Origin of the sequence: Lacinutrix iliipiscaria, from assembly GCF_042686125.1 — a bacterium.
Lineage (GTDB): Bacteria > Bacteroidota > Bacteroidia > Flavobacteriales > Flavobacteriaceae > Oceanihabitans > Oceanihabitans iliipiscarium.
Genome location: NZ_JBHUOV010000001.1, coordinates 272,987 through 296,463, shown reverse-complemented (window position 1 = coordinate 296,463; position 23,477 = coordinate 272,987). Strand labels below are relative to the sequence as shown.

Annotated in this window: 22 protein-coding genes; 7 read left to right on the top strand and 15 right to left on the bottom strand. The window is 31.5% G+C overall.

Going from position 1 to position 23,477, the window contains the following annotated elements; all coding sequences use genetic code 11:
• The first annotated feature begins 1 nt into the window (after position 1).
• The 4 genes from ACFS5M_RS01270 (at position 2) to ACFS5M_RS01255 (ending at position 2,336) form a co-directional block, all read left to right on the top strand.
• Positions 2 to 442, top strand: coding sequence for a hypothetical protein (locus ACFS5M_RS01270; RefSeq protein ID WP_379897654.1), 441 nt, complete (start codon positions 2 to 4; stop codon positions 440 to 442).
• A gap of 1 nt (position 443) precedes the next feature.
• On the top strand, positions 444 to 1,076 hold the full coding sequence (locus ACFS5M_RS01265) for an ExbD/TolR family protein (protein WP_183484675.1): 633 nt from the start codon (positions 444 to 446) through the stop codon (positions 1,074 to 1,076).
• 14 nt (positions 1,077 to 1,090) lie between these two features.
• A complete protein-coding gene (locus ACFS5M_RS01260) occupies positions 1,091 to 1,576 on the top strand; it encodes an ExbD/TolR family protein (RefSeq protein WP_183484672.1) in 486 nt (161 codons plus the stop codon).
• Between the two features lie 64 nt (positions 1,577 to 1,640).
• Entirely contained in the window at positions 1,641 to 2,336 is a 696-nt protein-coding gene (locus ACFS5M_RS01255) for a porin family protein (protein ID WP_183484670.1), read from the top strand.
• Here ACFS5M_RS01255 and ACFS5M_RS01250 read toward each other — a convergent pair whose 3' ends face one another.
• The 12 genes from ACFS5M_RS01250 to rplM form a co-directional block, all read right to left on the bottom strand.
• A complete protein-coding gene (locus ACFS5M_RS01250) occupies positions 2,337 to 2,945 on the bottom strand; it encodes a hypothetical protein (protein ID WP_183484667.1) in 609 nt (202 codons plus the stop codon).
• Positions 2,945 to 4,405: an RNA polymerase factor sigma-54 gene (rpoN, locus tag ACFS5M_RS01245; protein WP_183484664.1), complete on the bottom strand. Its 1,461-nt coding sequence runs from the start codon at positions 4,403 to 4,405 to the stop codon at positions 2,945 to 2,947. The genes ACFS5M_RS01250 and rpoN overlap by 1 nt, the downstream gene beginning before the upstream one ends.
• Positions 4,406 to 4,559: 154 nt before the next feature.
• On the bottom strand, positions 4,560 to 5,993 hold the full coding sequence (gene asnS / locus ACFS5M_RS01240) for an asparagine--tRNA ligase (protein WP_183484661.1): 1,434 nt from the start codon (positions 5,991 to 5,993) through the stop codon (positions 4,560 to 4,562).
• Between the two features lie 42 nt (positions 5,994 to 6,035).
• The gene (locus tag ACFS5M_RS01235; RefSeq protein WP_183484658.1) at positions 6,036 to 8,447 is read right to left on the bottom strand and encodes an efflux RND transporter permease subunit; all 2,412 of its coding nucleotides are present in this window, start codon (positions 8,445 to 8,447) and stop codon (positions 6,036 to 6,038) included.
• Between the two features lie 61 nt (positions 8,448 to 8,508).
• Positions 8,509 to 9,786: a DUF5686 family protein gene (locus tag ACFS5M_RS01230; RefSeq protein ID WP_183484655.1), complete on the bottom strand. Its 1,278-nt coding sequence runs from the start codon at positions 9,784 to 9,786 to the stop codon at positions 8,509 to 8,511.
• 8 nt (positions 9,787 to 9,794) lie between these two features.
• Positions 9,795 to 10,535: a peroxiredoxin family protein gene (locus ACFS5M_RS01225; protein ID WP_183484650.1), complete on the bottom strand. Its 741-nt coding sequence runs from the start codon at positions 10,533 to 10,535 to the stop codon at positions 9,795 to 9,797.
• Between the two features lie 63 nt (positions 10,536 to 10,598).
• Positions 10,599 to 11,156: a ribosome recycling factor gene (gene frr, locus ACFS5M_RS01220; RefSeq protein ID WP_183484647.1), complete on the bottom strand. Its 558-nt coding sequence runs from the start codon at positions 11,154 to 11,156 to the stop codon at positions 10,599 to 10,601.
• Between the two features lie 48 nt (positions 11,157 to 11,204).
• Entirely contained in the window at positions 11,205 to 11,912 is a 708-nt protein-coding gene (gene pyrH / locus ACFS5M_RS01215) for a UMP kinase (protein WP_183484644.1), read from the bottom strand.
• 202 nt (positions 11,913 to 12,114) lie between these two features.
• Complete coding sequence (tsf, locus tag ACFS5M_RS01210; protein ID WP_379897648.1) at positions 12,115 to 13,080, bottom strand: translation elongation factor Ts; 966 nt, start codon at positions 13,078 to 13,080, stop codon at positions 12,115 to 12,117.
• Positions 13,081 to 13,176: 96 nt separating this feature from the next.
• Positions 13,177 to 13,953 (bottom strand): 30S ribosomal protein S2, encoded by a 777-nt coding sequence (gene rpsB, locus ACFS5M_RS01205; protein ID WP_183484638.1) that lies wholly within the window; start codon positions 13,951 to 13,953, stop codon positions 13,177 to 13,179.
• Between the two features lie 166 nt (positions 13,954 to 14,119).
• Entirely contained in the window at positions 14,120 to 14,506 is a 387-nt protein-coding gene (rpsI, locus tag ACFS5M_RS01200; protein ID WP_183484636.1) for a 30S ribosomal protein S9, read from the bottom strand.
• On the bottom strand, positions 14,506 to 14,961 hold the full coding sequence (gene rplM, locus ACFS5M_RS01195) for a 50S ribosomal protein L13 (protein ID WP_183484633.1): 456 nt from the start codon (positions 14,959 to 14,961) through the stop codon (positions 14,506 to 14,508). The genes rpsI and rplM overlap by 1 nt, the downstream gene beginning before the upstream one ends.
• Before the next feature lie 227 nt (positions 14,962 to 15,188).
• Between rplM and ACFS5M_RS01190 the strand changes: the two genes are divergently transcribed.
• The 3 genes from ACFS5M_RS01190 (at position 15,189) to ACFS5M_RS01180 (ending at position 19,235) form a co-directional block, all read left to right on the top strand.
• Positions 15,189 to 16,370: a tetratricopeptide repeat protein gene (locus ACFS5M_RS01190; protein ID WP_183484631.1), complete on the top strand. Its 1,182-nt coding sequence runs from the start codon at positions 15,189 to 15,191 to the stop codon at positions 16,368 to 16,370.
• A gap of 6 nt (positions 16,371 to 16,376) precedes the next feature.
• Complete coding sequence (locus ACFS5M_RS01185; protein WP_183484629.1) at positions 16,377 to 17,981, top strand: toll/interleukin-1 receptor domain-containing protein; 1,605 nt, start codon at positions 16,377 to 16,379, stop codon at positions 17,979 to 17,981.
• 84 nt (positions 17,982 to 18,065) lie between these two features.
• Positions 18,066 to 19,235, top strand: coding sequence for a lipase family protein (locus ACFS5M_RS01180; protein ID WP_183484626.1), 1,170 nt, complete (start codon positions 18,066 to 18,068; stop codon positions 19,233 to 19,235).
• 49 nt (positions 19,236 to 19,284) lie between these two features.
• On the opposite strand, the gene ACFS5M_RS01175 is transcribed toward ACFS5M_RS01180, so the two are convergent.
• The 3 genes from ACFS5M_RS01175 to ACFS5M_RS01165 form a co-directional block, all read right to left on the bottom strand.
• Positions 19,285 to 19,545, bottom strand: a complete 261-nt coding sequence (locus tag ACFS5M_RS01175) for a hypothetical protein (protein WP_183484624.1) — start codon at positions 19,543 to 19,545, stop codon at positions 19,285 to 19,287.
• Between the two features lie 170 nt (positions 19,546 to 19,715).
• On the bottom strand, positions 19,716 to 23,081 hold the full coding sequence (locus ACFS5M_RS01170; protein ID WP_183484621.1) for a DUF3427 domain-containing protein: 3,366 nt from the start codon (positions 23,079 to 23,081) through the stop codon (positions 19,716 to 19,718).
• A complete protein-coding gene (locus ACFS5M_RS01165) occupies positions 23,065 to 23,472 on the bottom strand; it encodes a (deoxy)nucleoside triphosphate pyrophosphohydrolase (protein WP_183484618.1) in 408 nt (135 codons plus the stop codon). Before ACFS5M_RS01165 ends, ACFS5M_RS01170 begins: the two co-directional genes overlap by 17 nt.
• Between the last annotated feature and the right edge of the window lie 5 nt (positions 23,473 to 23,477).

Here is a 23,477-nt window from a genome sequence, read left to right as displayed (position 1 = left end):
TATGAATTCACAAAAAATATTAACCATAATAGCAGGAGTAGTTGGCATAATTGCTATGTTCTTTCTAATTAGAATTATTGGAGTTGGTGATGAGGCTATTAAAGCTGGTGAGTCAAGTGGTACAGTAAATACCTTCATGTATATTGCATATGCTATATTGGCTATTACACTTGTTTTAGTTGTGTTATTTACGCTGAAAAATGTATTTTCTAATCCAGCAACTTTAAAAAGCACTTTAATGGGTGTAGGAGCTTTTGTGCTTCTATTTTTAATCTGCTATTTTGCTTTTGCAAAAGGTGTTGAAACACCAATGAGGGATGGAGAAGTACTTTCAGAAGGAAATTCTAAATTAGTAGGCGCAGGACTATTTATGTTTTATGCACTTGCAATTATAGCAGTTGGCACAATGTTGTTCACTGGAATTAAAAAAATGATTAAATAAGATGGCAAAACGATCAGCACCAGAAGTAAATGCAGGATCTATGGCTGATATTGCCTTTTTACTCCTCATTTTCTTCTTAGTAACTACAACTATCGAGACAGATTCTGGGTTAAACAGAAAGCTGCCTCCTATAGAAGAAACAGAACCGCCTATTATTAAACAAAAGAATATTTTTCAACTAGAAGTTAATAGAAATAATCAATTATTTTTAAAAGCTGCTGGTGATGAAGGGAGTATCATTGAATTGAAAGATTTAAGAAAACTCACTGTAGAATTTCTTGATAATGGTGGAGGAACAGGAGCAGATGCATGTCAGAATTGCCAAGGAAAGAGAAACCCTCAGTCCTCTGATAATTTTCAAAAGGCTATTATATCCTTACAAAATAACAGAGCGACTAAGTATGACACATATATTGCTGTACAAAATGAAATTATTGCAGCTTATAATGAGTTAAGAAACAGAGAGTTTAAAAAGGCGTTTCCAACTTTAGGAATTAATTTTGTTGAGGCAGATAAAGCGTATTCTGATCCTAGAACAACACCTAAGACTAAAGAAAAACTAAAAGAGAAAATTGAACAAATTAAACTTTTAGTGCCACAGAAATTCTCTGAAGCAGAGCCTAAGTCTAATTAGATAAAAAATTAAATATGTCTAAATTTAAAAAGAAAAAAGGAGGTGAATTACCAGCAGTAAATACAGCATCTTTACCAGATATCGTATTTATGTTGTTATTCTTTTTCATGGTGGCTACTGTTATGAGACAAAACACCTTAATGATTGAGAATAAATTACCTCAAGCTGATCAAATTGAAAAATTAGATAAGAAGAATTTGGTGATGTATATTTATGCTGGAAAACCAAGTCAGAATTATAAAAAACAATTTGGTAATGAAGCTAGAATTCAACTCAATGACAAGTTTGCTGATGTTGGTGATATTGCCGCTTTTATAGCTGCAGAACGCGCTACTAAAAGAGATGCCGAAATTCCTTTTTTAACTACTGCTTTAAAAGTAGATAGTGATGCAAATATGGGATTAGTAACAGATATCAAACAAGAATTGCGAAAGGTAAACGCATTAAAAATTAATTATACAACCAGAAAAGGTGATGCCTTAGATGGACTTAAAAGATAATTAACTCTTAAATTATATTAAAGGCGTTTTGAGAAATCATGACGCCTTTTTTATGCATAAAAATATGAACAAAATCCTGCCTTTATTCGTTTTTATATTTAGCTTTCATTTGGCATCTTCTCAAGAAGATACTGTAGTTAAAGAATCAGATTCACTATATAAAGAAGATCAGTTTTATATTGGAGTTACTTATAATTTATTGGGAAATAAACCTAATGGAGTCTCGCAAAGCGGTTTTTCTAGCGGTTTTCATTTGGGGTTTATCAAAGACATGCCAATAAATATAAGGCGGAATGTTGCCATTGGTTTAGGACTTGGTGTCTCAGCTAATTCATTCAATCAAAATATGCTGATAGATAAAGCTGATGGACAGTTTGTTTATTCTGTTTTAGATGAAAATGAAATTTCTTATTCTAAAAATAAATTCACAACCTATGTTATTGAAGCACCTTTAGAATTTAGATGGCGAACTTCTACAGCATCAGAATATAAGTTTTGGAGAATTTACACAGGAATTAAGTTTGGTTATGTAGTCGCTAATTCTTCAAAATATAAAGGCGAACCACAAAAAATAAAGCATAGTAATATTGATGAATTTAATGCATTCCAATATGGATTGACCATTAGCGTAGGTTATAATACATGGAATTTACACTTGTACTATGGATTAAACCCAGTATTCAATAGTGATGCAAAAATAAACGATGAGCGATTACAAATGAATGCAATTAAAATTGGTTTGATGCTTTATCTTCTTTAATTAAACAAGCCAATAATTTAATAGGGTTAACTGAGGGAAAAAACCTATACAAAAACCAACAATTAACTCATTAAAATTGTGTGCATTTAAATGCAATCTTGAGCTTGCAGTGGCGCCAATAATAATTACCATTAAAGCTAATGTTCCATTTATGTTGATACTAAAATGAATACTTAACGCAATAAAAAACATTAAAACTCCTGATATGGCTATCATGTGAATACTCGCTTTAAATTTAAGTATGGCAAGAATAAAACAAGCTAAAGTTGATAATAATATTCCAACAAAAAAGAAGTACAGTTCTAAAATTTCTGTGGGAGGAAATACACGTTTTAAGATTAAATAAATTATGATGCAGTTTAATCCTAAAGGTAAAATACGTTCTTGAGTCGTTTTTAAATAAATACTTTTCGTTTTACCTAAGGTTTTTAAAAGATAATAGATAAGAATAGGTAAAATAAGAGTAAGTATAGAAATTGATATAAGTTTGTTTTTAATAATTTCTATAGGAATAAATCTTGGTGATTTAGAAAAATAAAAAATCACACCAAGTATAGGCATGATTAAAGGATGAAAGATAAATGATATGCTTTTTAAGATATGATTCATTATATCTTTTTACGCAATCTAGCCACCGAAATATCAAGTTGTTCTCTATACTTCGCAACAGTTCGTCTTGCAATTGGGTAACCTTTTTCTTTTAAAATTTTAGCTAAAGCCTCGTCTGTTAATGGCTTTTTCTTGTCTTCTTCTTCAATAACGGTTTCTAGAATTTTCTTTATTTCTCGAGTAGAAACTTCTTCTCCTTGATCATTCGTCATAGATTCAGAAAAGAATTCTTTAATCAGTTTTGTGCCATAAGGCGTATCAACATATTTACTATTTGCTACACGAGATACAGTAGAAACATCCATTTCTATTTCATCTGCAATATCTTTTAAAATCATAGGCTTAAGCTTGCGCTCATCTCCTGTTAAAAAATACTCTTTTTGATAGTGCATAATAGAACTCATGGTTACAAAAAGGGTTTGTTGACGTTGTTTAATCGCTTCAATAAACCATTTAGCAGCATCTAGTTTTTGCTTTATAAACATGACTGCATCTTTTTGAGATTTACTTTTTTCCTTTGAGTCTTTATAGCCTTTAAGCATATTATTGTATTCTCTAGATACATGAAGCTCTGGAGCATTCCTGCCGTTTAAGGTTAGTTCTAATTCACCATCTACAATTTTAATTGCAAAATCTGGAACGACATGCTCTACTATACGATTATTTCCAGCATAACTTCCTCCAGGTTTTGGGTTTAATCGTTCTATCTCATGAATAGCATCTTTAAGTTGTATTTCACTAACATCAAATTTTTGCAATAATTTTTTGTAATGTTTTTTAGTGAATTGTTCAAAAGCTTTGTCTATAATATTGGTGGCTAACGCAACATCTGGATGTTGTTCTTTTCTATGTAACTGTATGCTTAAACATTCTTGAAGGTTTCTAGCGCCAACACCTGCAGGATCTAATTGGTGTACTATTTTTAAAACTTTTTCAATATGTTCTTCGGTAGTATATACATTTTGTGTAAACGCTAAGTCATCCATAATGTCGCTTAACTCGCGACGTATATAACCGCTTTCATCAACGCTTCCAACTAAAAACTCAGCTATTTCTCGTTCTTCATCATTTAAACGATAGGTGTTTAACTGGTTTACTAAATGCTGAGTGAAAGATGTTCCTGCGGCATAAGGGATTGTTTTTTCATCATCATCAGCACTATAATTATTGACTTGCGTTCTATAGTCTGGAACTTCATCATCACTTAAATAATCATCTACGTTAATGTCTCCTGTGTCTATAGTCTCATTGTCATTATACTCATCACCAGTGTTGTCAAAATCATCATCTAAATCGTTTGGAGCATCTTCTTTTCCACTTTCTAAAGCTGGGTTTTCCTCTAGTTCCTGCTTTAAACGTTGTTCAAAAGCTTGTGTAGGCAGCTGTATCAATTTCATTAATTGAATTTGCTGAGGAGACAATTTTTGTGATAATTTGAACTGTAAATATTGTTTAAGCATTCTTGTATTTTGATTTAATATAAAAATAAAGAAAACAATCTAGAATATGCTGTATCTAAATTGTTTTATGATAAAATTTCTTAACGGCTCCTTTTAAAATACAATAGTGTTTGAACGCCTGCTTCTTTTTTAAAAGATAAGGACGAATTAGCGGTTAAAATTCTGCATTTTGAGGTGTTCTTGGGTAAGGTATCACGTCACGAATGTTAGTCATTCCTGTTGCAAACATGACTAAACGTTCAAAACCTAAGCCAAATCCAGAATGTACAGCAGTTCCGTATTTGCGTAAATCGAGGTACCACCATAATTCTTCTTCAGGAATGTCTAGTGCTTTCATTTTTTCTTTCAGGACATCTAAGCGCTCTTCACGTTGCGAGCCTCCAACCATTTCGCCAATGCCTGGAAAAAGAATATCCATAGCGCGAACGGTTTTACCATCTTCATTTAATCGCATATAAAATGCTTTAATATTTGCTGGATAATCAAATAAGATTACTGGGCATTTAAAGTGTTTTTCAACGAGAAAGCGTTCATGTTCGCTTTGTAAATCTGCTCCCCAATCTTCAATGATATAGTTGAATTTTTTCTTTTTGTTTGGCTTTGAGTTTCTTAAAATATCTATGGCTTCTGTATAGCTTACGCGTTTAAAATTATTATCTATTACGAAGTTTAATTTTTCAATTAAGCTCATTTCACTACGTTCAGCCTGAGGTTTTGTTTTCTCTTCGTCTAACAAGCGTTTTTCAAGAAACTCTAAATCTTCACGATTGTGGTCTAAGACATATTTTAAAACATATTTCATGAAATCTTCAGCGAGATCCATATTTCCAGCCAGATCCATAAAAGCAACTTCAGGTTCAATCATCCAAAATTCAGATAAATGGCGTGAGGTATTAGAATTTTCTGCCCTAAATGTAGGTCCGAAAGTATAGACTTTTCCCAAAGACATGGCATACGTTTCTGCTTCTAATTGTCCCGAAACTGTTAAGTTTGTTTCTTTTCCGAAGAAGTCTTGTTTATAATCTACTTTACCTTCATCATTTAAAGGTGGGTTTTTAGCGTCTAGACTACTTACACGAAACATTTCTCCTGCACCTTCAGCATCACTTCCTGTAATAATTGGCGTATGCATATAGTAAAACCCATTGTCGTTAAAGTACTTATGAATAGCGAAAGATAGTGTTGAACGCAAACGCATAACAGCACTAAATGTACTTGTTCTTGTGCGTAAGTGCGCATTTTCTCTTAAAAATTCAAAAGAGTGTTTTTTAGGCTGAATAGGAAACGTTTCTGGATCAGAGTCACCAAGAATGTCTAGATGAGCTACAGCAATTTCAACACTTTGTCCTTTACCCTGACTTTCTATTAATTCTCCTTTTATATGTATAGCGGCTCCAGTAGTAATGCGTTTCAAGATTACCTCATCTGTATTCTCAAAATCTACAACACACTGTATGTTATTTATTGTAGAACCATCATTTAAGGCGATAAAGCGATTAGCACGAAAGGTGCGAACCCAGCCTTTTATTTCAACATCTTCTCCGAATTGATTTTTTGATAATAGTTGTGAAACTGTATACATTTTCATTTAAAAACTTATTTTGACTGCAAATATAATTGTTTGTGGTATTTATTCTTCAGAATCATCTAGATTTTCGTCATCATCATTTTCTTCTGGAATAATATTTATTGTTGGTTGGCGCAATACTTGTTTGTTCGCAATACTTCTTTCTAAGGATAGCAATAATGAAGGTAATAGCAATAAGTTAGAAAGCATTGCAAACAATAAAGTTGCAGATACTAATGCTCCTAAAGCAACAGTACCACCAAAACTAGAAAAAGTAAAAACTAAAAACCCGAAAAATAAAACAATAGAGGTGTAAAACATACTTACACCTGTTTCGCGAAGAGCAGCATATACTGATTTTTTAATCTTCCAATGATTCGCTTGTAACTCTTGTCTGTATTTAGCCAAAAAGTGAATGGTGTCGTCAACAGAGATACCAAAGGCAATGCTAAAGACTAAAATCGTAGATGGTTTTATAGGCACATTTAAATAACCCATTAATCCTGCTGTTACGACTAAAGGTAAAAGGTTAGGAATTAAAGAGATTACAATCATTCTAAATGACCTGAACATATAAGCCATAAATATGGAGATTAATAAGATGGCTAACGATAATGAAATGGCTAGGTTTTTAACCAAGTATTTTGTTCCTTTTTGAAAGACAAGTGCTTTTCCAGTCATGGTGACGTCAAACTTATCTTTAGGAAATACTTTGTTGACTTTATTTTGAAGGTTTTCTTCAATACGCTCCATTTTATCTGTGCCAATATCTTTCATAAACGTAGTGATACGTGCGTATTGACCAGTGCTATCGACGAAGTTTTTTAATAAATCAATTTCAGAAGAAGAGTTTTTAGCATAAGTCATGATAAAGTTCTTTTCTTGACTGGTTGGTAATTGATAATATTTAGGGTTGCCATTATAATAGGCTTGCTTAGAGTATTTAACTAAGCTCACGACTGAAATAGGTTTAGATAGTGAAGGCGTTTCTGAAATGACCTCTTCTAACTCCTCCATGCGTTTTAAGGTAGATAACTTCATAACACCTTTTTTTCGCTTAGTATCTACCAATATTTCTAAAGGCATAATACCATTAAACTCTTCTTCAAAGAATCTAATATCCTGAAAAAAATCAGCTTTTTTAGACATATCTTCAATTAAACTCCCAGAGATTTTAATTTGAAAAATGCCAATAATACTTAGAATAAGGAGTGCAACTGAAGTTATATATATCGCTATTCGCTTTTGCTTCACCATGCGTTCCATCCAATCAACAAAGCCTCCAATCCAACGTTTATTTAAATGTTCTAAATGCCTGTCTTTCGGATAGGGTAAAAAGGTATAAATGATAGGAATAATTAGTAAACAAAGTATAAAAATGGCTAGAATACTTAATGATGCTACAATACCAAATTCTTTTAAAAGCTGACTTTCTGTGAGAATAAATGTTGCAAATCCTGAAGCTGTGGTTACATTAGTCATTAATGTAGCGTTTCCAATTTTGGTAATAACACGTTGTAACGACTTCACTTTATTACCATGTAGTTTTACTTCATGTTGGTATTTATTAATTAGGAAAATACAATTCGGAATACCAATAACTATTATTAAAGGCGGAATTAATGCTGTTAAAACAGTGATTTCATACTTCAGCAACCCAATGATGCCAAAAGTCCACATCACACCAAAAGAAACTACAACTAATGAAATAAATGTGGCTCTTAATGATCTAAAAAAGAAAAAGAAAATTAAAGAGGTTACAGCTAATGCTAAACCAATAAATTTACCTATTTCATCTACTATATTTTGTGCATTTAAGGTACGTACATAGGGCATTCCAGAGACTCTAACATCTAAATGAGTTTGCGCTTCAAAAGCTTTTATTTCTGGAATTAGGTTTTGAAACACAAAGTCCTTTCTAACAGGTGTGTTTACGATATCCTTTTTCAGATAGATTGCAGTTCTAACAGTTTTGGTTTCTTTATTAAATAAGAAATTATCATAAAAAGGATATTTTTCGAACAACTCTTCTTGTAAAACATCGATTTGCTTCATCGACGTAATCGAATCTTTTATAAAAGGCTCAAGTACAAATTGTTCTTTTTTATTATCTTTTATAAGTTTTTGAAGATCTTTAATGGAAACGACTGTTTCTACTTCAGCCGCTTTTTTTAAGCTTTGCGAAAGTTTGTTCCATGCATTTAGTTTTTCTATTGTAAAAAGAGTAGAGTCTTTTACACCTAAAACGATAAGATTTCCTTCCTCTCCAAAAATATTAAGAAAATCATTGTATTCTATATTTATAGGATGGTCGTCTGGTAATAAATTGGCTTCAGTATAAGTGAAACGCATGTGTTTCCATTGTGTTGCCAACAGACCAGTAGCAATTAAAACCCCAAGAATAATGGCAATTTTATTGCGAAGAATTAGTCTAGCGACAACATCCCAAAAACTTTTTGTAAACAGTTTAAACATAGCTGATCTAAAATCAGCGTTAAAGGTATGGAAAAGCTATGTATTAGAAAGGTTAAAACTATTATAAAGTCACATTAAAAGTAAATTTTAACGCCATATTATTTTCTAATTTTGCTAAATGGTAAGCTCCATACCTGTAAGTGAAACTTAACCCAAAACCAAAAAAGAGTTTATTAATTTCTAAGCCAGATTCTGTATAGCCTTTTTCTAAGGTATTAAAAGTGACTTGTTGATGCCTTCCAATGTGATTCATGTTTCCTATAGCATATCTAGAAATAAGTACTAATTCTGGTTTGAAGCGTTTAGTAATTTTAAAAGGACTTAAGTGATGTTTAAATTGAAGCGTTGTAATTCTATCTGAAAAAAACTCGTTAAAATACATGGTTTCAAAACTGGTAATTCCTGCTACCGAAAACCTCTGCATAATGGTTTCCTTGTTTATATTGTTTGGGTAGGCATGATATAAATGCGTAAGAGGCGTCTCGCCATTAGCAAATCCAGCAGTTATTGTTAACAATGAAAAAGCTTTATTGTTATACTGTTTTTTAAAGATGGTTCTAAAATCTACTTTTGAAAAATTGAAATCGCTATTAAGAATACCACTAAAACTTTTTGTGTACTGTAAAGTGAATTTAGGATAGCCTTCTTTGGTTTCTTTGATGGTATTTTCATTTATTTGAAACTGACTAAAAGGGCTCCATTGCAAAGCAATTTTTGCAGTACTTAATTTAAATGCGCTAAAAGGTTTGGTGTTTACAACAAAGTTATAATCATAAGTGGTTCTAATACGACTTGCTGCAAATTCGGTTTCACTTATTAATTGTGGAGTTAATTGATGTTCTAAAGAAACCGAAGATGTTTTATGTTTATGAAACAAATCAATATTTAAAAGCCTTGGTTCAAAAAGTTGAAAGAAGCGTTTGTCTGTAAGAAATGTAGAACTTCCAGTTTCGTTTAAATCATCTGTGTAAGAAAGGTTTAGCCATGTGTTTGTTTTTTTTAAAAGCCTTACGCCAGCACCAAAACTATATTTATACTTATGATCTCTAAAACCATAAACCACATAGGTGTTGAATCTGAATTTTTCAGAGAGATTACTGTTTGTCACACCTCCAATACCATTTCGAAATCCTTCATATTGATTATACTTCACTAAATATCTAAGATCGATGTCTATATATTTAGTTGGAAAATAACCGTTTCCTAATTGTTTAAGTAAAGCTCTTTTTTTAATAGAGTCATTTACTGTTTTAGTACTGTCTTTTGAAGGTGTTGGGTTTTGAGCTTTACTTAAAAAGAAACTTAGAAGCAGAATTATAGTAAGACAAGGTTTATACATTTAGAGGACTATAATAGCTCGTTTATTGAGGCCTGAAGGACCTCTTTTATATTGGTTCTATAGCCTAATTCTTTAAGAACAATTTCCCCTTTTTTGTTTATAATAATATTTGTAGGATAAATCTGAACGCCATACATATTGGTAATATCATTGGCATTAGCTAAAATAGTATAGTTAAAAGACTGACTTTTTAAAAATTGAGTTACAATTTCTTTTTTATTGAATGTAATGGCTAAAAAAACGACGTCTTTATCTTTATATAAATCAACTAACTCATTTAAAGCAGGCATTTCAGCAACACAAGGACCACATTTTGTGAACCAAAAATTAAGAACAACAACCTTTCCTTTTAATTGAGATAGTTTATAACTCTTACCAATTAAATCTGTAGCTAAAAAATCTAAAGCAGGCTCACCTTTGGTGTATTGAGCTTCTGTGTTTTGTTCAATTATTATTGGGTGATGACTCTTTTTTTGAAAGACTACTGATTTTACTTTTTCGTTTGCATCAGCATAAAATATAGGTTTATAGTCAGGGTTAGTCATTAAAGATAAGCTAGACATAGGTAGTAGCTTTCCGTTTTCAGTAAATAAAAGCACATTAGGTGTGATGTTAATTTGCGCGCTTTCTAATTGTTTTTCAGTTAACTGGTGTTGATTTTGAGGAATAAATGGATAGTTGTTTTGTGCAAAACCTAAGCTAAATTGCAACATCAAAATAAACAGGAAAACACATCTTTTTTCTCTCATAACTCTTTAACGAAAAAAACATTTAGTTGGTATAAAAAAAGCGACATAGTCGTCGCTTTAACTTTAAACGGTCATGATTTCTTTTTCTTTTACCGCAAAAATATCGTCAATTTTTTTGGTATAACTATCTGTTAAATCTTGCACATCTTGTTCTGCATTTTTTTGTAAATCTTCAGAAATACTATCTAATTTTTTAAGATCATTATTAGCCTCTTTTCGTGCATTTCTAACACCAACTTTAGCATCTTCAACTTCAGCCTTTGCCTGTTTAGCCAAATCTCTTCGTCGCTCTTCAGTTAAAGGTGGAACATTTATAATAATAGTCTCGCCATTATTCATAGGGTTAAAACCAAGATTTGCATAAGCAATACCACGTTCAATTTCTTGTAGCATGCTTTTTTCCCATGGTTGAACAGTAATTGTTCTTCCATCAGGTGTATTTACATTTGCTACCTGATTTAGAGGTGTTTGAGTGCCGTAATAGTCAACCATAACACTACCTAACATGGCAGGGCTAGCTTTTCCAGCTCTGATGTTCATTAATTGTTTTTCTAAATGCTTTAAGGCATTTATCATAGCTTCTTTAGTGGTATCTATTATAAATTGTACGTCTTCGTTCATTACTAAAATATTTAATTTACTTGTTGGTTTTCAAAAACTAAGCCAAAGTTACAAGTTTACTTTTGTTCCTATATTCTCACCGGAAACTACCTTAAGTAAATTTCCTTTTTTATTCATGTCAAAAACAATAATTGGCAGCTTATTTTCTTGACTTAAAGTAAAAGCTGTGGTATCCATAACCTTTAGACCTTTGCGTAATACATCATCGAAAGAAATATGATCAAACTTTATTGCAGAACTATCCTTTTCAGGATCTGCATTATAAATACCGTCTACACGAGTGCCTTTTAAAATGACATCAGCTTCAATTTCTATAGCTCTTAATACTGCAGCAGAATCTGTTGTAAAATAAGGATTACCAGTCCCTCCACCAAAAATAACTACACGTCCTTTTTGTAGATGCCTCATCGCCTTTCTACGTATAAAAGGTTCGGCGACTTCATTAATTTTTATTGCTGTTTGTAAGCGTGTTGGAACTTCAGCATCTTCAAGAGCACCTTGTAATGCTAAGCCATTGATTACTGTAGCTAACATTCCCATATAATCGCCTTGAACGCGATCCATTCCTTTACTTGCTCCAGCAACACCTCTAAAAATATTTCCACCACCAATAACAATAGCAACTTCAACACCTTTATCAGTAATTGTTTTAATGTCCATTGCGTATTCAGCTAAGCGATCTGGATCAATTCCATATTGGCGGTTTCCCATTAATGCTTCACCAGATAATTTTAAGAGAATTCTTTTGTATTTCATTAGTTGGTTGTCTATTGTTTTATTTACTAAGTCAAAATCAATCTAAAAAGGTTAATTTCTTAAGCGCATTTCAATATGCTTTTGAAAGTTTAACAAATATAATGATTAAACTCATTCACAAAAGTAGAATTTTACAAATAAAAAAACCACTACGTCTTTTTAAAAGAGTAGTGGTTTAATATATTGGTTTGAGTATGGTTTTTTATCCTACTGAAACACGTTTGAAATTTGTAATTACAACATCACCGTAAGAGGCAACGTATTTAGCAACGTTTATTTTTTCATCTTTAATGAAATTTTGGTCTAATAAACATTGTTCTTGGTCTAATGTTGTATTATCTGAAATGAAACGTTCCATTTTTCCTGGAAGAATTCGATCCCAAATTTGTTCTGGTTTACCTTCAGCTTTTAATTCAGCTTTAGCAGCTTCTTCAGCTTGAGCCATAACTTCAGGTGTTAATTGTGCCATTGAAATATATTGAGGTACATTTTTAAGTGTTTTACCTAAACGACCTAGTTCAATATTATCCTTTTCAATTACAGCAATTCTTGCTTCAGTTTCTGATGCGATAAAAGCAGCATCAAAATCTTTATAAGATAAAGTTGTTGCTCCCATTGAAGCCACTTGCATGGCAACATCTTTGACTAAAACTTCTGCATTATCAACTTTAGATGATAATCCAACAAGCGCGGCAATTTTATTGATATGAACATAAGAACCTACATAAGGAGCTTCTAATTTTTCAAAAGCAGTAATGTCTAATTTTTCACCAATAACTCCTGTTTGCTCAACTAATTTTTCAGCAACAGTAATGCCGCCAAAATCTGAAGCTAAAAAGTCTTCTTTGTTGTCGAATTCAATTGCTTTATTTGCAAGTTCATTTGCAAGCGCTATAAAGCTTTCATTTTTTCCAACAAAATCGGTTTCACATCCTAACACAATGGCAACGCCAACAGTGTTGTCTGCATTTATTTTAGAAACAGCAGCCCCTTCAGAGTTTTCACGATCTGCTCTTTTTTCTGCTACTTTTTGTCCTTTTTTACGTAACACTTCAATTGCTTTATCAAAATCGCCTTCAGCTTCAACTAAAGCTTTTTTGCAATCCATCATACCAGCTCCTGTAGCTTGTCTTAATTTATTTACTTCTGCTGCTGTTATTTTTACCATAGCTTCCATATTAATTTAATTTAAAAAAGTCGTTCAATTAAATTTTCTTAGCGAAAAAGAATTAAACGACTTGTTTTGTTTTTGTAATTGTTTGTTTTATTCTTCTTCTTGAGTTGCGGCTGCAACTGCTTTTTCAGCTTTTTTAGCTGGTGCTGCTTTCTTTTCAGCCTTTGGTGCTTCTTTTTCTGCTTTACGTTCAGCTAAACCTACTGCTACAGCGTTAGTGACATGCGTTAAAATCTTGTCAATTGATTTAGAAGCATCATCATTTGCTGGGATAACATAATCTACTTGACGTGGATCAGAATTTGTATCTACCATTGCAAATATTGGAATGTTTAATTTTTGTGCTTCTTTAATTGCAATATGCTCACGTTTAATGTCTACAACAAATAAAGCTCCTGGTAAGCGTGTCATATCACTAATAGATCCTAAGTTTTTTTCAAGCTTAGCTCTTAAACGATCGACTTGCAAACGTTCTTTTTTAGAAAGTGTCATGAATGTTCCATCTTTCTTCATTCTATCAATAGAAGCCATTTTTTTAACGGCTTTTCTAATCGTAACAAAGTTAGTTAACATTCCTCCAGGCCAACGTTCAGTAATGTAAGGCATATCAATACCTCCAGCTTTTTCTGCAACGATGTCTTTTGCTTGTTTTTTTGTAGCAACAAATAAAATTTTACGTCCTGATGCTGCAATTTTAGCAAGTGCTGCTCCAGCTTCGTCAATTTTAGCTGCTGTTTTGTAAAGGTTAATAATATGGATGCCATTGCGCTCCATATATACGTAAGGAGCCATGTTAGGATCCCATTTACGTGTTAGGTGACCAAAGTGTACACCTGCTTCAAGTAATTCTTTTACTTCTACTGCCATTTTGTAATAGTTTACGTTCTGTTGAATTAGCAATGATTATGTGGTCATTTTTTAAAATCGCCATAACCATTTAGATGCTAAACTAAATCCTGTCTTATAGACTAGGACAACAATAACTAGTTTAATTTTTTGTTTTGCGCTGAAAACTAATTCAGCAAGTTTGGTATTAACGTTTAGAGAATTGGAATTTCTTACGCGCTTTCTTCTGTCCGAATTTTTTACGCTCCACCATTCTTGGATCTCTTGTTAATAAACCTTCAGGTTTAAGTGTTAATCTGTTTTCTGCATCTAATTCGCACATAGCGCGAGATAATGCTAAACGGATAGCTTCAGCTTGTCCTGTAATACCACCTCCATATACATTAACTGTAATATCAAAGTTGCTATCATTGTTAGTCATAACTAAAGGTTGATTAACTTTATACTGTAAAGTTGCAGTAGTAAAGTAATCTGTCATGTCTTTTTTATTAACTGTAATCTTACCTTTTCCTTTAGCAAGATATACACGAGCAACAGCCGTTTTTCTACGACCAATTTTGTGAATTACATCCATTATTTGAATTCGTTTAAATTAATTGTCTTTGGTTTTTGCGCCTCATGTTTATGAGTTGCACCAACAACAACGTTTAGATTACGGAATAACTCAGCACCTAATTTGTTTTTAGGAAGCATTCCTTTTACTGATTTTTCTACTAATCTTGCTGGATCTTTTCCAAACAATTCTGTAGCAGTTAAACTTCTTTGACCACCTGGATAACCTGTATGACGAATGTAAGATTTGTCAGTCCATTTTTTTCCTGTTAAGTTGATTTTTTCTGCGTTGATAACAATTACGTTATCGCCACAATCAACATGTGGTGTGAAGCTAGGCTTGTGTTTACCTCTTAATAGTTTTGCAACTTTAGAAGCTAAACGACCCAAAGATTGACCTTCAGCATCAACTAAAACCCACTGCTTATCTACAGTAGCTTTATTGGCTGAAATCGTTTTGTAGCTTAATGTGTCCACACTAATTATTTTTATTTATTAAACATTCTTCTCTCAAAAAGAGTTTGCAAATTTACGATTATATATTTGATTACCAAAATACTGTAAAGCTATTTTTTATCTATTGTAAATCACACGTAAAAGAATTAAAAATTAATTTTTTTATAGTCAGTTTAAATATGTTTTAAACGCCGAAAAAATATTCCTATATTTATATGCTATCTTATTTTAATTTTAAAAATAAAACCATGAATTTTAAGAGAATGAACCAACCCTCAAATCAATCTCTACATTACTTGTTATTTTGTTTGTTAACGGTATTCTTTCTGAGTTCGGTAAAAGGACAATCTACAATTTCAAACTTACAGTATAACGGAAAAGACGAACCTCAAGTTGCTATTATAGTAACTTTACCAAAAGGCAAGCCGCAGAATGCAACGGTTCAGGTTGGTCATTCATTTCCATCTGGTACGATGTTTCAAGTGCCAGCATATACCACGGTTTTTTTAACAAGCAATAACAATACGCAGCGCTTAGGTCCTGGTTCTAAACACATGGCTCAGGCTAGTCCTAAAGGAGAAAAACATAAAACGTTTTTTGGGAAAGTGAAGCATTATGTGTCAAATAAGCTCAATTTTTATAAAGCTAGTGGACCCAATAATAAATATCAAGGTGCTGTTGAAGGTACAGAGTTTACTGTTGAAGCTGTAGGCAAAGACGTTAAGTTTTTTACTTCTGAAGGAAGTGTTGAAATTCAGAGAAGAGTGCCAGTTACCGTTGATCAGGAATCAGCCGTTAAGAGGAAAAATGAGAGGGAGTTATACACCGTTAAAAAGACTTATGTTAATGCAGGCGATCCAGAAATGTTTTATGATTATGATGCCTACGAAGCTCCAGCAAATTATGGGACTTACCAAGAAGCAATTAATCAATATCAAAGTGAATTAGATCAGGGTTATTATAATGGTGAAGACCCATTTTATTTGGCAGATGAGTATTCACTTCTTGGTGGTTTGTATTTAGATTCTGGTAATCCATCTGGTGCCATAGAGCCTTTAAATAAGGCTTTAAATTTATGGATAGAAATTGACCCTTATGACCCACTTATTGCCGAGCATTATCTGAATTTAGCTGAAGCACACTATTTGGCTGGGAATTATGATACTGGAGTAAGTTATTGGGATAATGCAGTGTTAATTATTGATAGTGGTTATCAGTATTATCTTCAAGAATTCAATTATTTCTACGATCTTGGCGATAACGATACAGCCTGGGGTTTTGGAATGGATTTACTAGACATGTATAATGGCTTAGGATACGCATATGAATTGAGAAATAACTTAGGAGGAGAGATTGAATATCAATATCAAAATCCTAATTATTGGTATGCATTAGCTGACAATTTAGACTCAATATTAGCAAAACTATAGTTCATTATGGGAAAACTTAAAAAGCCTAAAAATATGGCGACTATAAGTCGTCTAGGTGTTTATTTGCTTATTTTTTTAGTGTCGATAATCCTTATAGCTTCTATAACAAATTTCTGGAAATCATTAGATTACTATGTCTATAAAACTTTTTATCTGGATGACACAAGTAGCGTTGTTTTAAAAGAGAAAATGAGTTTAATTGATTTGCCTTATCATGCTGAAGATTCAGAAACATTTGATAAAGGAAATTATAGAAAACGATTAATTAATTTATTAGACACGATTGGTGCCCAATATGACGCTAATAAACGTCCGAAAGCAGTAATTTTAGATATTTTTTTCACTAATGATAAAGAGGAACTCGAACCTCTTGACCTAGCTTTAAAACGTTTAAAAACCAAGGGTGTAAAGGTGTATGGTGTTTATGATATGCGTGATTATGAAAAAAAATACTTTGAAAATCATGATGCCAAACAAGCGCGACAGTTTTATGAGAATTATTTTGAAGGGTTTCGTTTACATACTGAGTTTCAAGAACGGTTGGGTGTACTAAGTTATTCCTCTGAATTAAAATTCCCTACAGAAAGTGGTGGTTATCAATTTGTAGAAGCCCTTACTGTAAAGGTTGCTAGAGACATTCTCGATGAATCAACACCATTAGAGTCTCGAGATTATATTTTACCTATTGGAACAAAATCTAATGTAGATGCTCACACCATAACATTTAAGCATGAACCTGGTCAAATAGGTGGAGGGACTTTTTCTAAACCTCTTAATATGAACGATCAGATTTTGATTGTTGGTAGTTTAGAGGAAGACCAATTAGTACCAATTAATCAAACAGGAACACATTTAGTTACTTGGGCTTTACTTGACCAATTAAATCATAACCAATTAGCCAAACAACCCTTAGATAGTATACCAGTAATTATTGGGTTAATTATATTTTTCGGCTTGTTTACAGTATTAGTTTTTGCTTTACTATTTAAATATGTCAAGTCATTACAGACCAAGCCTTTGGTAATTGCAATATTATCTTTTGTAATAAGTAGTGTGCTTTTAATGTTATTAGGATTAGGAATATTAGCAACTGGAAAGGTCTTGCCAGTAGGATTAACACTTATTTCTATTCTTGTTGCAGCAGTCCTGGCATGGCGTTTTGCTTATAAATTTTTAGTTACTGGTGTTGCTGAGGGTTCTGAAAAAAATGATGTATTTATTAGTTATTCCCATGGTAATAGTGAATGGGTCAAGAAAAATGTGCTCGAACCTTTAGAATCAGCAACTATTAATGGTAAAAAATTAAAAATATTTTTTGATGAAAAAAGTATAGGTATAGGCGAACCATTTACAGCTAAATATATGTGGGAAATAGTCGATTCAAAAGTCTTTATTCCTATAATCTCTGAAGAATATTACGGCAAAAATCATTGTAAAAACGAAATGGACCTTGCTGTAAAACGTTCTGTAGAAGAACTTATTCGGTTAATGCCAATTGTGTTTTCATACGATTGTGTGCCTGAAGCTTTTCAACATATAAACTTTACTGATATAACAGTTAATCCTAATTTTATTGAGGCTATAAAGGAGGAATTAGCAAAAGAAATATAGGCTTAACGATGTAAAAGTTATTTTGGAATCATTTTTGTAATTAATGAATGGACAATATTTTTTTTAACCATTAGTTATTACAGTATGAAAGTATTTATAGCCTTAATCGTCCTCTTACATTCGATAGTTTCATTTGGGCAAATCATACCAGGATTTAATCCTCATGAAGCCACTTACACCATTAGTATGTGCAATAGTTTTAATTTCTTAAAACAATTTGGATCTAATAATGAAATCATTCCGAATGAATTTAATCTAAAATATACCTCAGAAATTTTAAGCATGGACAATAAGTTTGAGGTCTATGAAAATGGAGAAGTAGGTGTTATTACATATCGAGGCTCTACTGATAAAATCATTAGTTGGGTAGAAAATTTTTATTCAGCTATGATTCCAGCTGAAGGGACGATATTCATTAATGAAGAATCTTATGATTACAAATTTGCAAAAGATAAGGACGCTTCTGTTCATGCAGGTTATGGATTAACCATTGTCTTGCTTTCTGAAAAAATAATAGAGCAAATTAAAGCTTTAAATCAAAAAGGTATTTATGATATTGTAATTACTGGCCATAGTCAAGGTGGTGCTTTAGCGACAATGACTAGAGCCTATTTAGAAAACTTATCAGCACATAAATTATCGCAAAAAAACGCTTATAAAACCTATGCCTATGCGCAACCAATGTCTGGAAATAAAGAGTTTGCCAATGAGTATAATTCACGTTTCAGTCATGAAGGTACAAGCTATTCCATAATTAATCCTAAAGATCCAGTGCCTTATTTACCGTTTAATTATGAAGAAGAAAAACTAGTTACAAAAGATAAAATTAAAAGCTGGCTTTTTGGAAAAGAAGAATTTAAAGCAAAAAAACTTGGCCAAGATGCGTTTATACGATTGTTTGAACGCGGCTTAAAAAGTCATGTTAAGAACACCAATTCTTTAATTAATAAAGTGATTGGACTGAAATTTGGAAAAGTGGTGATGCCAGAGTTTGTTGCAGATATCAATTACTATCCTACAGGCAAATTAAAAGAACTTCCTGCATTTGAATATCCAAAAGTTGAAGTTGATGTTAAAGGCTTAAGCGAAAAAGAACTTAAAGCCTATGAGCAAGACGATACTGGTAAATGGTATAAAAAAGAACCTAAATTCTTTCAACACAAGCCTTACAATTATTATGTTAGTGTTTTAAAAGAGTGGGATAACCAAGAGTTTAAAAACTTAAATAAATTGTATTTGGTATCAGACTTGTAAATCGTATATACATGTCAATACCTAAATATTATTTAAAAAAATGAATCTACTATGGAATGAAATCTAATGTTTCATAATCTTTTCCAATGTAGTAGAAAGGATAAGATGGGTTATCATCAATAGTAATATTAGCTTTTACAGAAAAGTGTTTGGTCTCACCTGGAGCAGGATCTGCAACGCCTAATTTATTGGCTGAAATGGTGATATCATCTCCCATAAGAGCATCCTGAACTTCCTTGGTAACATCAATAGTGTTCGATTGATTTCCAAATAAGGCTAATTCAATATCTATTTTAATGACTTTTGACATGGTTTAGTGTTTTATAAATTGATTGCTTAGTTAAAAACCAAATATAGTAAATATCTAATAATAATTTAATTAGAAGCTATAAGTTGTGATTTACCTATCAAAAGTATTTATCAACTCTGTTAAAGTAGTCGTAAAAGGTTTTGTAGCAGCATTTCCGGAATTATAATTTTTTAGTTTTCTATTACTTCAACAAATTCTCCTATTATTCTCATATGAATACTATTTTCTTCATTAATTATAATACTCTTAAAACCATCATCATAAGAATTAGGCTTCAATACAATTGAATTATGTTGCCAACCTTCTTCTGTAATAGTTTTTTCACTTGAATAAGTTTTTACTGTAAAGGCTGAATTAAAATCTGGATCGAAAGAATCGGTATTTTCTATTAATAAAATTTTACCACTGCGAGAACCTGTTACATTTTTTTTGAAAATACAAATCGAGTTGTTTGGAATTGTTTTATTCATTGATTCTCCAATTACTCTACATGCAAAATAATTATCTGAGGCAAATCTTTCAGGAACAGGTATTAAACTGTAATCTTTTTCGTCTTGCATTTCGCTAAAACTTCCTGCTGCTGCATAAAAATCATATAACGGAACAGTAAATTGAGATGTATTTTCTTCATTTTCAATTATTTTCTTCTCAGGTTTACCATTGTTTTGAGGTAGTTTTTCTCTACTAACAGCTGTTATGTAATTGTATAAATCATCTTTTACAGGTTGTTCCAATTGAAATTTAAAATGAACAACGGGTTGTCCTGAATCAGGCATTATTGCTTGCTGAATAGAATCTTTTATAATTGAAGCATCTCCCATATAATAGAAATCAGTTCCTTCGGCATCTTCTTTTTTTACGAATAATAATATACGTTTTGAATTGATTACATTTTTTATTTCTTGACTAGAGAGCTTTCTATTTGACCTAGATTCCCAAGCAAATATTGAAGGGGAAACAAAGTAATCATTATACTTTATAGTGTCTTCAATATCATCCGATTTATGATAAGTTACAAAACAAGGAGTGATTTCATTTCTTGTTCTATAACCATAAACTGTACTACTTATATCATTTTCCCAGTTTAACAATCTACAAATATCTTTACGACTATACTTATTGAAAAGTAGCAGTCCACCTCTGTAATAATCTATATTAAAATTTTTATTGAAGGTGTAAATTGAATAGTTCACAGAATCAAGTAAGAACTCTTTAAAAGTAGTGTTTGTAAGTGTTTTTATAAATTCATCATAAAACCTAAGAGTGTTTTTTTCTAGATAAACAACTTGTTTTTCCTTTCGAATAAAACTAAAATTGATATTTGAAATACAAGATTTTATTGTTTCAGCACTTGGCTTATATTGATATTTATCAAATATTAATTTATTTAGTTTTGAAATACTGAGTTCGTTGTTATTAAGTAGTTCTTTTAAAATTATACTTTCTTCAATTCTTTTGGCATTGTTTATTTCCTTAGAAAAAAGTTCTAATAATTCAGATAGATTTTTATCTAAGGACTTATCAAATGTCTTGTCAACTTTACTAATGAAATTAAAATATGACTTAGAGTATTCAATGAATGAGAAAGGTTCTCTTGCTTCATTGTTTACAAAGTCCATCATCATTGGAATATGTCCAATTCTGCTTTTTAAGTTAATGTAATCTAATTTTAAATCAGTTAACATTTGCATCTTTGCAGAATCAATTGAAGCATAGATTCTTTCTTTAGTAATTTCATCGAAATTGATAGTTGATTCTCCTGGAATCATACTACTACCTTCTGAAATTAACTTTCTTATTTTGTCTTTATTGAAAGAAGTGTCTCCATATAAGGCTATTGGTATTAAATAGTTGTTTTTATAGTTACCAATAAAATCAATGATTGTTAAATAATATTTGTTGTCTGTTTTCCTTAATCCTCGTCCTAACTGCTGTATGAATATTATTGCTGATTGGGTTGGGCGAATCATAATTACTTGATTGATTTTTGGTATATCAATTCCTTCATTAAAAATATCAACAGTAAATATGTAATCTAATTTTATTGATAAATTGTCACTTTCTAATAGTTCTATGGCTTTTGTTCTATCGTCTTCAGAACTATCTCCAGTTAGAGCAACAGTTTTGTAACCTCTTTGATTAAATTTCTCGGATAATTCTTTGGCTTCATTTTTTTTAGAACAAAAAATCAAACCTCTTGTTATTCCATTATCAGAACCATAAAACTCAATTTTAGTAATAATTTTATTGACTCTTTCTTCAGCAGTCAAAAGTCTGAAATCCGATTCGTTTTCTAGGATTTCATTATTAACTGATAAATCTGTTACACCATAATAATGAAACGGGATAAGCATATTCTCTTCCATAGCTTTATTTAGTCTAATCTCATAAGCTATATTATGGTCAAACAAACTATAAATGTCTTTGTCATCCGTTCTATCAGGTGTTGCTGTCATACCAAGAAGGAAACTCGGGTTGAAATATTCTATTAATCTTATATATGAATCTGCTCCTGAACGATGAGACTCATCTATAATAATATAGTCGAAGAAATCTTTTTCAAATTGTTCTAAATGATTTGATTTTGAAATTGTTTGAACAGTCGAAAACACAAAGTCTTTATCTAATTCTCTTTGATTTCCGGAGTATAACCCCATTGTTTTAGACTTTCCAAAAATAGTTTTAAAAGTCTCCATCGCTTTTTTAGCAATGTTTAATCGGTGTACAACAAATAAGAGTCTTTTTGGATTAAAAGTTTTGGCGTCAAAAGCCGCTAAATATGTTTTACCTGTTCCTGTTGCAGAAATTATTAGAGCTTTATTGTTTTCTTTTCTTAAGTTTTTTAAGTTCTCTAATGCCTCAATTTGCATTGAATTTGGTGTTATTTCTAAATTGAGTTTTGAAGACAATTCCGCTTCACTTTTTTTATATACTAGAAACTGTTTTTTGTAAATCTCATCATATTTTTTTATATAAATTTCATTAACTATTTCTCCTATTTCAAAGTCATTATTAAATTCGTTAATTACTTTATGGACTATAGAACTTGAGTTTCTTGCCGAAACTTTCATATTCCATTCTTTATTAGTTGATAGGGCAGATGAAGTTAGATTACTACTACCAACAATTACATTATAATAATTTGTATGCTTGAAAATGTAACCTTTCGAATGAGAGTTTTCCTTAGTTACTATTTTTAATTCAATGTTTTTAAATTGAGAAAGTCTTTTTAAGGCTTCAGGGTGTGTGAAATTTAAATATTGTGAAACAAGGATTTTTCCTTTTATACCTTTTTCGTCAAGGGTTTTAAATGTGTTTATTAAAGCAGCAACACCACTAGTTGTTACAAAAGCAACAGATATGAAAAAGGTTTCACAGTTCTCTAATTCTTTTATAATTGTAGATAGTACTTTTTTTCTAGGAATCTTTCTGTTTACAAGTAGTTCTGGTTGATAGAGAGTATCAGAATCTAATGATTTATCAATGAATCCAGTTAATAGGCTGTCTTTAAATTTTTTATTAAATACTCTGTCCATTTTCAATCAATCTATTAACTATTGGGATATCTGCTTCTGCCCAATCTAGCATTTTTAAGTCTTTTAATGATAACCATTCAGAAGAAATATGTTCATTTAATTGAATGTCTTTTGTTTCGGAATAACATTTAAAACTATGCATTGTTAATTCAAAGTCAGGATATTGATGAACTACAGTTAAAAATAAACTATCTATTTTAGTTGGAATAAAATTCAATTCTTCTAAAAGCTCTCTTTTTAATGCTTGTTCCTTCGATTCTCCCTTCTCTATTTTACCACCAGGAAATTCAAATTTTTTAGAGATATAACTAAGTTTGTTTTCTGGTCTTTGAACACAGAATGTTTTATTCTCAAAACTTATTATTGCAGCTACAACTTCAATTTTTTTCATGTTAA

Bases quoted from the DNA above. Each gene is read 5' to 3' on its own strand.
- frr (WP_183484647.1), bottom strand. From the start codon at position 11,156: ATGAACGAAGACGTACAATTTATAATAGATACCACTAAAGAAGCTATG.
- ACFS5M_RS01170 (WP_183484621.1), bottom strand. From the start codon at position 23,081: ATGGACAGAGTATTTAATAAAAAATTTAAAGACAGCCTATTAACTGGA.
- ACFS5M_RS01180 (WP_183484626.1), top strand. From the start codon at position 18,066: ATGAAAGTATTTATAGCCTTAATCGTCCTCTTACATTCGATAGTTTCA.
- ACFS5M_RS01255 (WP_183484670.1), top strand. From the start codon at position 1,641: ATGAACAAAATCCTGCCTTTATTCGTTTTTATATTTAGCTTTCATTTG.
- ACFS5M_RS01165 (WP_183484618.1), bottom strand. From the start codon at position 23,472: ATGAAAAAAATTGAAGTTGTAGCTGCAATAATAAGTTTTGAGAATAAA.
- ACFS5M_RS01190 (WP_183484631.1), top strand. From the start codon at position 15,189: ATGAATTTTAAGAGAATGAACCAACCCTCAAATCAATCTCTACATTAC.
- rpoN (WP_183484664.1), bottom strand. From the start codon at position 4,405: ATGCTTAAACAATATTTACAGTTCAAATTATCACAAAAATTGTCTCCT.
- ACFS5M_RS01225 (WP_183484650.1), bottom strand. From the start codon at position 10,535: ATGAGAGAAAAAAGATGTGTTTTCCTGTTTATTTTGATGTTGCAATTT.
- ACFS5M_RS01270 (WP_379897654.1), top strand. From the start codon at position 2: ATGAATTCACAAAAAATATTAACCATAATAGCAGGAGTAGTTGGCATA.
- ACFS5M_RS01260 (WP_183484672.1), top strand. From the start codon at position 1,091: ATGTCTAAATTTAAAAAGAAAAAAGGAGGTGAATTACCAGCAGTAAAT.
- ACFS5M_RS01250 (WP_183484667.1), bottom strand. From the start codon at position 2,945: ATGAATCATATCTTAAAAAGCATATCATTTATCTTTCATCCTTTAATC.
- ACFS5M_RS01185 (WP_183484629.1), top strand. From the start codon at position 16,377: ATGGGAAAACTTAAAAAGCCTAAAAATATGGCGACTATAAGTCGTCTA.
- ACFS5M_RS01235 (WP_183484658.1), bottom strand. From the start codon at position 8,447: ATGTTTAAACTGTTTACAAAAAGTTTTTGGGATGTTGTCGCTAGACTA.
- ACFS5M_RS01230 (WP_183484655.1), bottom strand. From the start codon at position 9,786: ATGTATAAACCTTGTCTTACTATAATTCTGCTTCTAAGTTTCTTTTTA.
- rpsI (WP_183484636.1), bottom strand. From the start codon at position 14,506: ATGGATGTAATTCACAAAATTGGTCGTAGAAAAACGGCTGTTGCTCGT.
- ACFS5M_RS01175 (WP_183484624.1), bottom strand. From the start codon at position 19,545: ATGTCAAAAGTCATTAAAATAGATATTGAATTAGCCTTATTTGGAAAT.
- asnS (WP_183484661.1), bottom strand. From the start codon at position 5,993: ATGAAAATGTATACAGTTTCACAACTATTATCAAAAAATCAATTCGGA.
- ACFS5M_RS01265 (WP_183484675.1), top strand. From the start codon at position 444: ATGGCAAAACGATCAGCACCAGAAGTAAATGCAGGATCTATGGCTGAT.
- tsf (WP_379897648.1), bottom strand. From the start codon at position 13,080: ATGGTAAAAATAACAGCAGCAGAAGTAAATAAATTAAGACAAGCTACA.
- pyrH (WP_183484644.1), bottom strand. From the start codon at position 11,912: ATGAAATACAAAAGAATTCTCTTAAAATTATCTGGTGAAGCATTAATG.
- rpsB (WP_183484638.1), bottom strand. From the start codon at position 13,953: ATGGCAGTAGAAGTAAAAGAATTACTTGAAGCAGGTGTACACTTTGGT.